Raw genomic sequence first — 15,309 nt, forward strand, 5'->3', positions numbered from 1 at the left:
ATTCCAATAATCAGCCATAGTGGAGACCATGATAGCAGCAAGGATCTAAGGCTTGCTGGCATTGCGACCCAGCCTGTCGCAATTGTTGACATCCCAAATATATATGCCTCAAGGAACATTCCCATTGAAAATGATATAAATGCCCATGTATCAACACGTGTCCAGTGCCCGAAACTTAAATTTCCAGCATTACCATCCATGGTATGATAAGATTATTTAATATTTAAAAGCATAAGTTTACATATTATACATTTATTTCAATTTATCAAAAAGTTTTAAAATTATTTACATTGTTTTAAAAATAAAAATGCTGTTATTAAATATTTACTGCCTTGACCTGGATATTAATTCGGAGTAAATGCTTAAATATTCCAGCCCCTTTTTTATTCCCCTTGATATCTCACTGAATTCCATGCCCTTTAATTTTTCCTCTATGGCATTTAGGTGGTTCAGGCCAATAAATGGTACGGCAACCTCAACAACCCTGGAGGCGTATCCTGATCCCTGAAATACCTTTTGTATACCATAGATTATATCCTCAAAATTCTCATAAATGTATTCCCTTGCCTCCGGGTTCATGGATGCATTTGTGTAAAACCTTATGGAATCCTGCTGCTTGATTTCATGATTTTCAATTAATCTTGATACATTTTCATAATTTTTATCTCCAGAAAGCCATGACATTGCCTGTATAACCTTTATTTTATCCTCGTCATTATTAAAATCATTAAGCATTTTATGAAGTCCATCAAAATCATTCTTAATAATTGCATATGCTGTTAGCACTGAAGACCTTAAATCAGGATCCATACTGGTAATATTATTTATATTTTCCGCAATTTTTGTGGCATAATCACGGTCTAAAATTGCAAGCCTGTATGATATCATTCCCCTTAATATGGATTTATTGATTTCCTCATTTTCCTCCTTGCTGCCAAGCATGTCAAGTTTATTTTTAAGAAGTTCAACAGTGAAATTGTGCAATTTTTCATTGTTTGTTAGTATTAAATTTAATATAAATAATTCCCCTGCTATTTCCTGATCAACCATTAATCTATTCTCACCGGAAAGTGCCTTTATTACATCCAGATATGAGTTTAGGTTAATTTTACCGGATATGAGAAATGAATAATAGTCATTTGCAATTCCCCATAAATCACGGTCTGAAAGCTTCTTTAAATTATTTACCAGTGATTTAAGGAGTTCATCCGAGTATAAAACCCTGTAAAATCCAGCCTCATCATCATTAAGCTTTAAAAATCCGTCAGTGTCTTCTATAATCATTTCAGATGCATCAAAAATAAGAGATTTTACACTGTTTTCATATTTTAACGTCAGCGGTATTTTCCATGTAACTTTTTGTGTCTTGCCATTAAGGAAAAATCTTGACTGTTTTAATAACAATTTTCCATCCACAATGCTGGCATCTATATATGGATATCCAGGTCTTTTAATAAATGATTCCATGACCTCCCTTACAGGAAGATCTGATACCTTTCCAATAAATTCCCAAAGATCAGAACCCTCTGCATTTTTATATTTAAAATTTTCAAGGTATAAATTAAGCCCTTTTCTAAAAACATCATCGGTTACAAATGAATTAATCATTCTTAATATGCTTCCTCCCTTCCCATAGCTTATTTCATCGAAGATCTGTGCTATATCATCAGGAGATTTAACATCAACCTGTATTGGATGGGAATTAACCAGTGAATCCCCAGCAAGGGCCCCGGAGGTTTCACTGATAAGAAAATCTGAGAACATGTCATAGTCTGGATATAATTTATCCACTGCCTTATATGACATAAATGTGGCAAAACTCTCATTTAACCATAAATCATCCCACCATTTCATTGTCACAAGGTCTCCGAACCACTGGTGTGCCAGTTCATGGGCTATTACATCTGCAATTGACCTCTTTACAGAAGTGCTTGTTGATGAATCGACATTGAGATATATTTCCCTGAATGTTATTGCCCCCCAGTTTTCCATTGCACCTGCCGCAAATTCAGGTACTGATATTAAATCCTCCTTTGGAAGTGGATATTTTATATTGAAATAATCCTCATAGAATCCAATTGATTTTTTGGCAATTTCCAGTGGATAATCCGATTGGGTTAGCCTGCCCCTGAGTGCTACAAGCCCTATTTCCTTTCCATCTTCCAATTTTTTAGTTTTTCTATCGAAATGTCCAATACCGAGGTAAAGTAGGTATGTTGACATTCTCGGAGTCTGCATAAATTTTACTTCCTTTTTCCCATCAATTTCTTTTATTGTTTCCACCGGCATATTTGAAACTGCATCAAGTCCACCATCAATTTTAATAGTTATATCAAATGTGGCCTTATATGATGGATTATCTATGCAGGGTATAAATTTTCTGGCCCCGGTTGGCTCAAACTGGGTTGTTATCATAAAACCATCCGGTGTTCTGGCAAGATATATCCCCTCAAGTTTTTCAGGTATCTCACCTGTAAAGTCTATATCCACCTGTGTTTTTGATGTTATTATCCCATCAACCACAATCTCCTGCTCATTTTTGTATTCTTTAAACCCTCTTATTACACCATTTACTGCAAGCCTTTTAATTTTATGCCCTATTGAGTTAAGTATTAATTTCTCCTCATTACCCTCCAATGTTATTTTTTCATGGCATGTGTAAGTAAATTTTTCTGTGTCAAAATCCAAATACAGGTTGTAGTTTATAATATTCATAATTACATATTGCATGGTATATTATAATTTTTATCAAATAAATAATTATATTATGAAATATCAAAAATTAATATTTTATTTATTTGTCATAAGGTTATGGTTTCTTTTAAAAATTTTAACATAGACCCTGGGAAGTTATCATCTCCATGATGCTTAAATTTACTGAATACAATATATTACATCAAATGATTCTGGGACTGCCTTTTTAATTATATTAATGATACCAATGCTATTATTCTTACATAACTTAATCCTGTTATCAACTCCAAATAGATTATCCATGTCGATTTTAATATTTCAATTATCTATAAGGTTTGTGGCATTCTCCACCATCTTAAAGATAGGAGCTTCAAGCTTCCATGGAAAAGCATGCCTAATCAGGTAAATATTATCATATACTGCATTTATTGTATAACCATTCATAAAGCATGAATGTTATAAAGCATGTATATGATTTTCCAGTTCTCTTGTTTTCTTTATTGTTGATACCCCTGAATATATCCTATCTTTCCTTTAAGGTTCCTGTTTAATAAATCCATAAACATACCAATATATTGTAATAAATGTAATTATAATGGCCACTGGGTATAACTGTAAACCTTATTGTACTTATTGAATATATAACATTAAGTCTTTTTAGGAAATACCTGTAAGGTTTAATACTCATTTGCATAAATGGTTATCAGAATTATTGACAATGACCTTTATTGAATCCTTTATACTGCCATTTAATGCTGACTCAATATTATTAATATCCACCTTTTTGTTTAATAGTATGTCAAGATTAATTGCGCCTGAAGATATGAGATTAAGGGACCTTTCCATGGTGTATGGATTTGTAAATTCACCGGCTATCTTAATCTCCTTTTGATATATTAGTGACGGTTTAATACTTGCGTAGGCATCAGGGTCATAAACAGCAAAGGCCAGAATTCGGCCATCATTTGAAATTATATCAATTGATTCCTCTAATAGTTTCATGCTTCCTGTTGTGTCTACTATAAGATCAACACCATAATTTCCCGTTTTTTCCTTTACATAGTTTTTAATATTCCCTATTACCACATCGGCACCAAGTTCCCTGGCAATATTTTTTCTGTACTCATTTAATTCAGCAACGATTAATGGATTATAACCCATGTTTTTAAGTATCTGAAAAAATGTTAATCCTATGAACCCCGCACCAAGTATTAGGGCTGATTCACCTATTTTGGCATTTACAATGTCCAGGCCGTGTATAATGCAGGCAACTGGTTCGGTAACCGATGCCCTTTCATATGATAAATTATCTGGAATTTTGTATACCTGGCTGTCAGGAACATTCACATACTCAGCAAAGCCCCCATAAATATTGTTCCCAATGCTAGTAAAATGCTCGCAAAAATTTTTTTTACCAGACCTGCAATACCTGCACTTATTGCACGGAATATTTGGATCAACAACCACCCTGTCTCCAGAATGAAACAAACTGCTTTTTGATTCAACCACAATTCCGCTTAGTTCATGGCCGGGTACCACAGGATATTTAATTAATGGATTTTTGCCATAATAGGAATGAATGTCGGAACCACAGACACCGCAGGCCATTACCCTAATTTTTACCTCATTTTCTTTTAAATCAGGCTCATCTATGTCCAAAACAGAAACATTTTTAACACCATTTAGGAAAAATGCCCTCATAAATTAATATAATTCATTTAATAGTATAAATAGATTTTTATTACCATAATATATTTATATAAATGCCCTAAATAAGGAAAATGCTTTAATTTCTCACATCGCCTAAAATATATAATAGATATATCACTTCTAAATTTTATAATTATCATAAAAATGAAATATTATTAACGTATTATTGATAAAAATGGTGTTGCAATGATAGACATAAAATTATTAAGATCAAACAGTGAGATATTTTACAAGTCCTGCCAGGCCAGGGGTTTTGATACAAAAGTACTTGATAACTTTTTTGTTCTGGATGATAAATGGCGATCGAATCTTAGGGATATCAATGGTTTAAAACATGAAAAAAACGAAATTACAGTTGAGATATCAAAAATTATAAAAAATGGCGGTGACCCTGAACCATTAAAAAATAAGGTAAATGAAATTAATAAAAAAATAGGGGAGCTTGAAAATCAGCAGAAAGAAATTGAAAAGGATAGGGATAATACGCTGAGGTTAATACCAAATCTACTGGCAGATGATGTCCCCCACTGCTTTGGAGATGAAAATAATAAACTCGTTCGATATTATGGTACAGCTAATGTTTATAGGGAAGATTTGGATTATTTTAAACAAAATAGTGGAAATAGCAGTGATTTTAATATAATAGACAGCAGACCAATGAGCCATGTTGATTTAATGGAGCAGTTAAACCTTGTTGACCTTGAAAGGGCAGGTAAAATAGCCGGGGCCAGATTTTATTTCCTTAAAAACAGATTATTTAAGCTTGAACTGGCACTTATAAACTACGCTGTGGATTTTTTATCGCAGAGAGGTTTTTCTGTTCTCGAACCACCATTTATGATAAACTATGCCTCAATGTCCGGTGCCACAGATATAGAGACATTCAAAGATACACTTTATAAAATAGAGGGTGATGACCTTTATTTAATTGCAACAGCAGAGCATCCCATAGCATCCATGCTTTCTGGAGAAATTCTTAATGAGGACGAGCTTCCCATTCGTGTTGCCGGTGTATCCTCATGTTTTAGGCGCGAGGCAGGTGCCCATGGAAAGGATACAAAGGGTATTTTCAGGGTTCATCAGTTTAATAAGATTGAGCAATTCATATTCTGCAGGCCAGAAGAATCATGGGATTACTTTGATGAGCTTGTAAAAAATGCAGAGGATATATACAAATCACTTGAGATACCATATAGAATAGTTAATGTTTGTTCAGGGGAGCTTGGGAATCTGGCAGCAAAAAAGTATGATATAGAGGCATGGTTCCCATCCCAGGGGAAGTTCAGGGAAATAGTTTCCGCCTCCAATGATACAGATTATCAGGCGAGATCATTAAATATTAAATACAGAACAAAAAATGGAAATGAATTTGTTCACACACTGAACAGCACTGCAATAGCCACAACAAGAATACTTGTGGCCATTATGGAGAATTATCAGAAGGATGGGTACATACAGGTTCCAAGGGCTTTGGTTCCATACACAGGATTTGACAGAATAGAGAGGGAGGATTAAAACTATGCTTAATAATGCAAGGAAAAGCAGGAGTGAACTTGCAAAAATTATTACAGAAATTATAATAGGCATCATACTTGCAATTCTTGCAGGCTTTGTGGTTGATTTTATCATTACCAGATTTTTGCCCGAGTATAAAAGCTATGAAATATATATAAACGAGGGTGTAAGGGCAGTAATAGTCCTGATAATAGGAATGATGATAACAAGGTCAACCATAAGATTCATAGAATACAAAATAAAGACATCAAGAAAGGAGCTTTATGGAATCTCGTTAATAATAAGAATAATAATGTACATTATAGTAATAGCCATCGTGCTGTCAATATTCCATGTTAGCGTTACAGGAATACTTGCAGGCAGCGCGGTTGGCGGTGTTGTCCTCGGCCTTGCCGTTCAAACAGTTGCATCCAATCTTATTGCAAGCATCTTTGTAACATCATCAAGAACATTAAAGTATGGAGATGTTGTTGGAATAAACTCTTGGGTATGGAGCATAGATACAACTGGAAAAATTATTGATGTTAAGACCCTTTTTTCCAAGATGTTAACAAAGGACAATAATGTGATTTCAATACCGAATTCCGCACTGCTTGGCAACTCGGTTATTACAGAATTTAAAACTGAGGATTCCTCATATATTTATCCACTAAATATTATCACACCATCTGATGTTCCAGCCGATAAGGTTATTGAGAATTTTAAGGCAATATCCAATAATAATGATATGACAATTTTTCTCTCCGCAAAAGGTGGTACAACAAATACGTATCTTATAATGTTCAAATTTCAGGATATTAATGAATTAAATAAAATTATATCAATTGCAAATATGAATCTGGACAGGGCATACTGGACTGTAAAATCACAGGCAAATGTGCTTGGAAACAATGCAATTTATGAGAGCATATACGAATTAAATTATTACCCGGTAACTGTTATATTAAACTCCGATGTTAAATCTGATGAGATATTGAAATACGTCAGTGAAAACCATGGGGATCTTGATTTAAAAGGTATACTAATGTCCAAATCAGGGTCAACAAACACCTACCTAATTTTTGCAAAAATAAAAGGTCCAGAGGATATAAATTCAACAATTAATGCTGTAAATATATTTATGGAAAACGCATACAATACATTAAAAGCCTCTCAGAGTAATCAGGGAAAATAAATTATAAAGAATAATATTTTATTCCATTCTTTTCAATTCCCCTTATGATTCCTGAATTTTCCATATAAATTAAATGTGCTGCAGTTTCCATGATTGCAAAATTTTTTTCCATAAAATTCATTGTATCCATATGCCGACCCCTGCTCCATTCCATGGTTGATGCTATATCATATACTGTTTTCCATGAATTAAGATAATTTTTAATAACTGTTATTCTATTACCATGATGTTTTTTTATTTGAATTATCCTTTCATGATAATTATTAAAAACATTTCCATGGCCGGGATAAACATTGCTGACATTTAAATTCTGAATTTTCTCAAGGCTTTCAAGATACATTTTCAGGCTATCCATTTCAGGTAAATACACACTAATATTTGGCGTTATCCTGCCAAGTATATGATCACCTGATAATAGTGATAATGAATTTTTATTATAAAGAACAATTGAACCGGGAGTATGTCCTGGCACATCAATAATATCAAAACCCTCTGGTTTGTTATTTACCGGCTTAATATCAAGTCCCTCATAATAATTTATATATTTCACAATTGGATTATAATCCATAATCATGTCTATAATTGAATCAGGTGTACCGTTTGATCTTAAGAAGTCTGTGTAAAATTTAAAATATGCTTCAGGGTTTTCATTAATCCTCTCTATATAATTGTAATCATTCTGGCTTATAAAAACTGGTATTCCATAATTTTTATTAAAATATCCGGCACCACCTATATGATCTATGTGCAGATGTGATATAATTATATATTTTATTTCCCCTGGATTTATTTTGGATATTATCTCCCTGTAAGAATTCTCAGACATGCCTGTATCAAACAGAATGCTGCCATTTATTAAATATGAATTTGCTGTTTTCAGCGCCCTTATTTCTATTGGGACCTCTATTTTTTGTATATCCATTGGCTATAATTTCTAAATGATAAATAATTATTATTGTTTGCACATATTATTTTACTGTTTTATTATTTATTAAATCTTTTATTTTTTCATCACTAAATCCCAGATTTTTTAGTATTTCCCTTGAATGCTCGCCTAGCCTTGGTGACATTAATCTAATTCCTCCCGGGGTTTCAGACATTTTAAACGGGGAATTTAGCATTTTTATATTTTTATTGCCAAAATGCACATCTTTTATCATTTCCCTGTAATTTAACTGTTTATCCATTATAACATCGCTTATCTTATTTACCCTGGAACACGGTATGCCATACTCATTAAATTTTTTAATAAGTTCATCAACAGTATATTTTTTAAACTCATTATTTATAATATTTATCAGTTCATCCCTGTTTTCAAGCCTTTTTTCATTTGTGCTGAACCTATCATCATTTTTTAAATTCTCAATATTTAATGCCGAGCAGAAAAGCCCCCATAATTTTTCAGTACCAACTGTTACGGCTATATAATCATCTCCAGCTTTAAAAACCTGGTATGGCACTATGCTTGGGTGGGCTGAACCAAGTCTCTCTGGATTTATACCTGTTGCTATATAATTCATGAATTGATTTACAAGGAGATATGAATTTACATCCAGCATTGATATATCTATGTACTGCCCCCTTCCTGTGATATTTCTGTAATTAAGGGCCGCAAGTATGGAAATGGTTGCAAATAAACCGCTGGTAATATCTGTAATTGGCACACCAAATTTTACAGGATCACCATTTTTTTCTCCTGTTATGCTCATAAGCCCGGATCTTGCAAGTGCTATAAGGTCATATGAGGGCATTGAAGCATCAGGGCCCGTCTGCCCAAATCCAGATATGCTGCAGTAAATTATTTTATTATTATAATTTTTAAGTGATTCATAATCTATTCCAAGTTTTTTGGCTGTGCCAGGCCTGAAATTTTCAATAACAATATCAGATTTTTCAACAAGTTTTTTAATTATTTCAGTGGCATCAGGATGCTTTAGGTCCATGCATATACTTTTTTTGTTTCTGTTTACACTTATGTAATATGCAGATTCATCATCAATAAATGGGGGTGCCCAGCTTCTGGACTGATCTCCAGCAGGTGGTTCAACCTTGATAACATCTGCACCGAGGTCGCCAAGTATCATAGATGCAACCGGTCCCGACATGGCCTGTGTAAAATCAAGAACTTTTAAACCTTTTAATGATTCCATATTAAGCTAAAAAAATAAAACAACTTAAATTTATGTTTTTATACAATATTTAGAAGTTCATATCATCATATATGCCTTCTTCAGGATTAACCGGATTCCTTGGTTTTGCATCACTGGGCAGTTTATTAAATCCTAGTATAACAAATATTATACCAATAAATATTAGAAGTATTCCTATTATAATTATTGTCAGTATTACACCGATTAAAAGCATGTTTGCTGCAGTATTAAAATCCCTCACACCTGTTAGTTCATATACAGATTTATATGCGAAATATTCAAAAATAATGGATGCTATAACACCGAGCAATAATATAAATAATGATACCAGCAGGCCATAGGCCGGACTTACTGGAGGGGCCGTGCCAGCATGTGTGGTTAAAGCATAGCTGGAAATGCCAAAAACCAGAATTACAATTAAACCGATTAAAATTCCAGATATTACACTTGCAAGCATATATTTGAATGGTTTTTTATTATCATAATAGTTGGATATCAAATTCATGGAATTCAGAAGCAGTATAAGACCCAGTACCTCTGCAATTAGGCCTGCATAATTTATGAAGATGTTTAAGATCCCGCCAAAGAATTCTAATATAATTCCAAGAATTCCATATGTTCTTGCAGGTTCAAGTTCAGGTATTCTCTGCGAGTACATTCTTGGGTATGCAAATTGAAATTAATAAATTTATTGTATTTTTCTAAATTAATATGTAAAAATTAAATAATAACTTTTGATTACGCCAGTAAATGTACATTCAATCAAATATTCAATATAAAATCAATGGTATTTCACACATTATAGAACAGGAATTACATGAATTGAGGAGTGGAACCAATGAATGATGCCTATTATATTATTCCAGTTTTAATATTTTTGCCCACAATACTGCTTATTCTGGCACAGCTGGTTTATTATTACCTAGGAGTAAATCATAAATATAAGGACCTTCAGGTTGCATCCATGCCATCATTATCCATACTGGTGCCAACAAAGGGTGAAAAAATAGAGACTGTGCAGGGACTTCTTGAAAATATTGATAATGCTGAATGGGATAAATCCAAAATTGAAGTAATTATAATTTCTGATGATACAGAGGAATATTTTAAGGAGATGCAGCAGAGGGTAAAAATACCTGAAAATCTAAAGGTTATCTTTTACAGGCGTGGAATTAATAAAAGGGGTTATAAAAGCGGCGCGCTGCATGACGGTTTTAAAAAATCAACGGGGGAACTTATACTTACAATGGATGTTGATGCAAGGATATATACAGATTCAATAAAAAAGGGGTATGCCCAGATAATGGCCGAAAATGCAGATGCCGTTACCATGAACTGGATTGGCTATGGAAGTGTGGAATCAACAACCGTAAATTCTCTTATAATATCAACATATTACACAAATACTTCGATAATAAATGGCAGGGACCATGCAGGCATGCCTGTAATGCCTGTTGGATGTGGAACACTTTTCAAGAGGGATGCCCTTAATGCTGTGGATTCGTGGGACCCTGAAATGATACAGGATGATCTGGAGATCGGCACAAGGCTTATACATGCTGGCAAAAAAATAAAAAGTTCTGATGCCAATATAAAAATAGAGGTTCCAGACACATTCAATGCATTTTATACCCAGCAGACACGCTGGGCCATGGGAAGCATGGAGGTTTTAAGCCGGCGGTTTAGGTACATAATATCATCAAAAATAGGAATTATTAAAAGGCTGGACATTATTGCATTTTTATTACAGTACATACCGCTTGTTCTTACATTTTTAATGGCCATTGCCCTTGTAATAATATCACCATTTATACATTTTGACATATTATTTAATCCACTGTTCTTTCTATGGATAATCCTCCTTGGGTTATATGCATATGTTTTCGTTAAAATCGGCGATAAATTTAATATAAATGCCAAAAAGGCAGTTTCTGCCATGGGCAGGTTATCATCCTACACTGTTGCCATCTCCCCATTTGTTCTGCTATGGATATTCAGGGCATTTAAATCAAGGAGGATTTACAGGATAACACCAAAGGGTGCCGGTCATAAAATGCCATCAAATATCTATGCCATTCTGGCATTTGGAATCTTTTTCATTGCCGGATCTTTATTTTATTTAATACACTTTTATCTTTTAACAGGACTCTGGCTTTTATATTATTCCATGGGTTACATATCAACATTTTATCTTGTTTATAAGGATACATGGCAAAAAAATAAAGAATAATTTAATAATTAATTATTAATATATGTATATGGTTCTGGATTCCTACAGATCAAAGGCAGATAAAATACTGGTGCCATTATCCAAAAAATTTTTAATGCTCAATCCCAATACAATTTCTGTTTCATCATTGATTTTTGCAGCATTTGCCGGTATATTTTATTATTTATCATTTTTTAGTAAGTATATTCTATTTTTATCATTTATATTCTTAATTTTTTCCGCCCTTTTTGATGCGCTGGATGGCAAGATTGCCAGGCTAAAAAATATTGCATCCAAAAAGGGAGACCTTATAGACCATGTTTTTGACAGGTATTCAGATATATTTATTGTCCTCGGCATGTCGTTTTCTATTTTCGGTAACATATACCTTGGTCTGTTTGCAATTTTAGGTATATTACTGACAAGCTACATGGGTACACAGTCACAGGCGCTGGGGCTAAAAAGGGATTACTCGGGTATAGCAGGCAGGGCCGACAGGCTCGTTTTAATGATGATTTTTACATTAATACAGATATTTGTAACCGGACATTTTGATGTTTATAATATAAAACTGTATGTTACCGGCATCCTTCTAATATGGTTTGGCATAGCCGGAAATATAAATGCAATAACCAGATTTTTTGACATATATAAAAATTTATAATTTGTTTATTATATTAATATATTTTTCATTAAGATCCATTGCAGTTTTTTCGTCTTTAGATTCTGTGAATATTCTTAATATTTTTTCCGTGCCCGATGGCCTTATTAAAACCCAGCCTGAATCCTCATATATCTTTATTCCGTCAAGTAGATCTGTTTTTTTATTTCCCAGTGCATCAAGTAATTTATTTTTAATAACATCCCAGTCATATTTTCTGGGTACTGACTTTTTTACCATGTAATATTTTGGTATCTCCTTTAGCAGTTCACTTATTTTTTTATTCTCACAGGCAAGCAGGTTGAGCATTAATGACATTGTCATGGCGCCATCTCTGCAGAACTGATGTTTACCATATATGACACCACCATTCTCCTCTCCGCCAATCACAGCATTGTTTTCTATCATGGTTCTGGCCACAATCGGGGCACCCACCCTTGTTACAATTATTTTTGCATTTTTTTGCTGGCACACATCCTTTAATGCATCAGAGCTGCTTGTTGGGGTAACAAGAGTTTCCCCGGCCCTTAATGTATATTTTGCTATTAAGGCCAGGCTTTCATTTCCATCTATAAAATTACCATTTTCATCTATGAATACGCATCTGTCAGCATCACCATCGTGTGCTATGCCTATATCGAATTTGCCAGTTTTCATAATGTTTATAAGATCCTGCAGATTTTCTGGTTTTGGCTCAGAATTTCGTCCTGTAAATTTTCCATCAGGGTTTGAATTTAATGTTACTATATGGCAGTTGAGCCTGGAAAGTAAAAGCGGGCTTGTATAATATGATGCACCGTTTCCGGTATCTATGGCCACATTTAATTTTCTCTCTGAGATCTTTTTAAAATTAATCAGTGATATTATGCCATTTATGTATAAATCCACTGCAGTATCATCATAATAAAATCTTCCTGCATTTTCCCATGAAACATTTTTAAATTTTTTATTCATTATTAATTTTTCTATTTCATATTCCTTTTTTTCATCTATTTCTGTTCCATCCATATCTATTGCCTTTATGCCATTATACTGTGGTGGATTATGTGATGCAGTTATCATAATTCCCGGAACATGATTTTTTTTGCAGTAATACTGCAGTGCAGGTGTTGGCAGTATACCAAGATAAACCACATCAGTGCCTGCGGACATTACTGCAGATGAGACCGCATTTAATATCATATCGCCGGTTATCCTTGTATCCTTTGCCATGGCTATTTTTTTAGCACTGAAGAATGTTGCCATGGCCTTTCCAACATCCATGGAGAATTCAGCTGACAGATCATCATTTGGTATACCTCTTATCCCATTGGTTCCAAAAAAATGTAATTCCATATAATGGTATTGTATGCATTTATAATAATTTTTTATTTTTTATATTGTAAACCCTGCCACGCCATGTAATATCTTTCATTCTGTTTGCCATGAAAAGATTAAGTGTATAAATAAATGGCATTAAAATTGCGGCAATTACATTTTCAGGCGATACCTTATTGAGACGCCTAATCATGTTCAAAATATATAATATCTCCGGTATTAAAAATAATAAAAAGAGTTTGTTATAAAATATGCCTGCAAATATGGCAGAGAAAAACAGAAACATGTAAGAAAAATAGAATAAAATTCCATAATAAAATATCTTTTTTGATGCAGCAATTGAAAGAGCAGTCTGCCTGTTTGCCCACTCAAAAAACTGCTCAAAATTTTCTGGAGAATTTACCACAGGCATTGCCCTTTTTACATAATAAAGATCCAGATTTTTATCCTTGGCTATTTTTGTTAGTGCTGTATCATCCGATATATTGCTGCAAAAATAATCAAAATAATTGTTAAGCAGAGATTTTTTGAATGCAAGAGAACCTCCCCACCCAAATCTTGTTAATTTTGCCTCCATAAGGCCCATGCCAACAAACCCCCAAACCTCCTTAACCCTGCTCCAGAATCCTCCAACAGGTTTAAAATATGGAAAGGTTGTGGAAATTCCGGCATTATCAATTCCAAGTGGCATAATAAGATATTTAAGCCACTGTGATGAGACCAGAATGTCAGAATCAGCAATAACATAAACTTCATAATCGGGATATTTTTCAATTGCAGTGCATAGGGCCCGCACCTTACCACTGCATTTACCGCACTGAAAATCTGATACAATGCAGTCTATTTTTAGTTTATTTATAATACTGCATGCAGGGTCATCAGGGGAATCAACAATTGTAACAGCATGGTAATCTGGATAATCCTGATTAATTATAGATTTAAGGTTCTCCTCCAGTGAATAATCCACACCACGGCATGGTATCATAACAAGCGTCCTTGGCCTGTAATTGTTTTCTATATCATCATTTACATTTTTATGTGTTTCTATTAAAATAAATCCAAGAGATACAAGCAGTAAAATGATTATATATATTACAAGCAAAATAAAATAAATTAACATTTATATTAATGAGATATCCCTTGTATCAACCTGGCTTACATTCTTTACAGAGGAGATTGCATCCTCAACCCTGTCTATTTTTCCCTCCTCATCTGGAACAATAACCTGAAACATTAGAGCCTTAAGGCCGAAGCCTATCTCCTCCTCATTAACACTATTTATCTTGCACAAATCCTTTATTTTCTCAGTAATGTCATTCTTTAGGCTTTCCAGGTCAATATCCACAGACTCTGGAAGCACTCTCAATAAAACCATTACATCTCCCATTTTAATCACGGCCCCATAAATCCACATTTTGGGCAAACATATGGCGTGGAATGTTCCCTGCACTGTTTGCACCTTCCTATAATCTCTTCCCCACAGTTTGGACATGGAAATATTGAATAACCGACCTCCACGAGTCCTATACCACATGATGTACAAGTATCCTTTGTATTTATATTAATCACTTCCAGTTCCTCATTATTTAAAAATATATAACCTTTATTTTATCAAAAAAATAATGACCATATTAATAATTACATTATATGGAAATAAAAATAGGGGAAAAAAATTTTTTAATAAAAGAGAATCAGATTTTTGTCGCATCTGAAAGGCCATTATATTACGGTATTATCTCAAGGCAAATGTCGAATATATGGAACGCACTTACAGACGCCAATTCTCTGGTATTAAACGAAAGGAATATGAATATAAAATACAGGATAGATGTTGGTGAAAATTCGATATTTTTTGCAACACCTGAAGAATAAATATTTG

General features: G+C 33.7%; 15 protein-coding genes and 1 pseudogene. 5 read left to right on the plus strand and 11 right to left on the minus strand.

The genetic code is table 11. The features are described from left to right. From QXW15_RS05750 to QXW15_RS05765, 4 genes and pseudogenes are all read right to left on the minus strand, one after another. Nucleotides 1-200, minus strand: a pseudogene (locus tag QXW15_RS05750) (MFS transporter); the annotation flags it as partial. 124 nt (nt 201-324) lie between these two features. Further along, nucleotides 325-2,715, minus strand: a complete 2,391-nt coding sequence (locus QXW15_RS05755; RefSeq protein WP_342790130.1) for a M1 family metallopeptidase — start codon at nt 2,713-2,715, stop codon at nt 325-327. Between the two features lie 297 nt (nt 2,716-3,012). Then, on the minus strand, nt 3,013-3,138 hold the full coding sequence (locus QXW15_RS05760) for a hypothetical protein (protein ID WP_255350850.1): 126 nt from the start codon (nt 3,136-3,138) through the stop codon (nt 3,013-3,015). Nucleotides 3,139-3,378: 240 nt separating this feature from the next. Then, nucleotides 3,379-4,395, minus strand: a complete 1,017-nt coding sequence (locus tag QXW15_RS05765; protein ID WP_048100910.1) for a zinc-dependent alcohol dehydrogenase family protein — start codon at nt 4,393-4,395, stop codon at nt 3,379-3,381. Nucleotides 4,396-4,590: 195 nt separating this feature from the next. Here QXW15_RS05765 and serS point away from each other — a divergent pair, with 195 nt between their 5' ends. Together serS and QXW15_RS05775 are read left to right on the plus strand one after the other, a co-directional pair. After that, the gene (serS, locus tag QXW15_RS05770; protein ID WP_054964179.1) at nt 4,591-5,919 is read left to right on the plus strand and encodes a serine--tRNA ligase; all 1,329 of its coding nucleotides are present in this window, start codon (nt 4,591-4,593) and stop codon (nt 5,917-5,919) included. Nucleotides 5,920-5,923: 4 nt separating this feature from the next. After that, nucleotides 5,924-7,093 (plus strand): mechanosensitive ion channel family protein, encoded by a 1,170-nt coding sequence (locus QXW15_RS05775; RefSeq protein WP_054964180.1) that lies wholly within the window; start codon nt 5,924-5,926, stop codon nt 7,091-7,093. 1 nt (nt 7,094) lies between these two features. Here QXW15_RS05775 and QXW15_RS05780 read toward each other — a convergent pair whose 3' ends face one another. Genes QXW15_RS05780 through QXW15_RS05790 form a run of 3 tightly spaced genes read right to left on the minus strand, consistent with a single transcriptional unit; the run spans nt 7,095 to nt 9,901 of the window. Continuing rightward, complete coding sequence (locus tag QXW15_RS05780) at nt 7,095-8,015, minus strand: MBL fold metallo-hydrolase (protein WP_054964181.1); 921 nt, start codon at nt 8,013-8,015, stop codon at nt 7,095-7,097. 46 nt (nt 8,016-8,061) lie between these two features. Next, entirely contained in the window at nt 8,062-9,243 is a 1,182-nt protein-coding gene (locus QXW15_RS05785) for a CaiB/BaiF CoA-transferase family protein (protein WP_054964182.1), read from the minus strand. A gap of 49 nt (nt 9,244-9,292) precedes the next feature. Further along, on the minus strand, nt 9,293-9,901 hold the full coding sequence (locus QXW15_RS05790; protein WP_054964183.1) for a DUF996 domain-containing protein: 609 nt from the start codon (nt 9,899-9,901) through the stop codon (nt 9,293-9,295). Nucleotides 9,902-10,081: 180 nt separating this feature from the next. Here QXW15_RS05790 and QXW15_RS05795 point away from each other — a divergent pair, with 180 nt between their 5' ends. Both QXW15_RS05795 and QXW15_RS05800 read left to right on the plus strand, forming a co-directional pair. Further along, nucleotides 10,082-11,473 carry a glycosyltransferase family 2 protein gene (locus QXW15_RS05795; RefSeq protein ID WP_342790131.1) on the plus strand — a complete coding sequence of 464 codons (1,392 nt, stop codon included), beginning with the start codon at nt 10,082-10,084 and terminating at the stop codon, nt 11,471-11,473. Between the two features lie 28 nt (nt 11,474-11,501). Beyond that, complete coding sequence (locus QXW15_RS05800) at nt 11,502-12,116, plus strand: CDP-alcohol phosphatidyltransferase family protein (protein ID WP_048100918.1); 615 nt, start codon at nt 11,502-11,504, stop codon at nt 12,114-12,116. Here QXW15_RS05800 and glmM read toward each other — a convergent pair. The 4 genes from glmM to QXW15_RS05820 are packed head-to-tail and all read right to left on the minus strand — an operon-like array spanning nt 12,111 to nt 14,999. Continuing rightward, on the minus strand, nt 12,111-13,448 hold the full coding sequence (gene glmM / locus QXW15_RS05805; protein ID WP_342790133.1) for a phosphoglucosamine mutase: 1,338 nt from the start codon (nt 13,446-13,448) through the stop codon (nt 12,111-12,113). The two genes, QXW15_RS05800 and glmM, sit on opposite strands and share 6 nt — an antisense overlap. A gap of 19 nt (nt 13,449-13,467) precedes the next feature. Then, nucleotides 13,468-14,550 (minus strand): glycosyltransferase family 2 protein, encoded by a 1,083-nt coding sequence (locus QXW15_RS05810; RefSeq protein ID WP_055041117.1) that lies wholly within the window; start codon nt 14,548-14,550, stop codon nt 13,468-13,470. Further along, nucleotides 14,551-14,817, minus strand: a complete 267-nt coding sequence (locus QXW15_RS05815; RefSeq protein ID WP_342790134.1) for an elongation factor 1-beta — start codon at nt 14,815-14,817, stop codon at nt 14,551-14,553. It abuts the gene before it with no gap. 5 nt (nt 14,818-14,822) lie between these two features. Then, complete coding sequence (locus QXW15_RS05820; protein WP_231563387.1) at nt 14,823-14,999, minus strand: zinc finger domain-containing protein; 177 nt, start codon at nt 14,997-14,999, stop codon at nt 14,823-14,825. Nucleotides 15,000-15,077: 78 nt separating this feature from the next. Here QXW15_RS05820 and QXW15_RS05825 point away from each other — a divergent pair, with 78 nt between their 5' ends. Beyond that, entirely contained in the window at nt 15,078-15,302 is a 225-nt protein-coding gene (locus tag QXW15_RS05825; RefSeq protein WP_048100921.1) for a hypothetical protein, read from the plus strand. Nucleotides 15,303-15,309 lie beyond the last annotated feature (7 nt).

It is taken from the genome of Acidiplasma sp., assembly GCF_038728925.1.
GTDB classification, from domain to species: Archaea; Thermoplasmatota; Thermoplasmata; order Thermoplasmatales; family Thermoplasmataceae; genus Acidiplasma; species Acidiplasma aeolicum.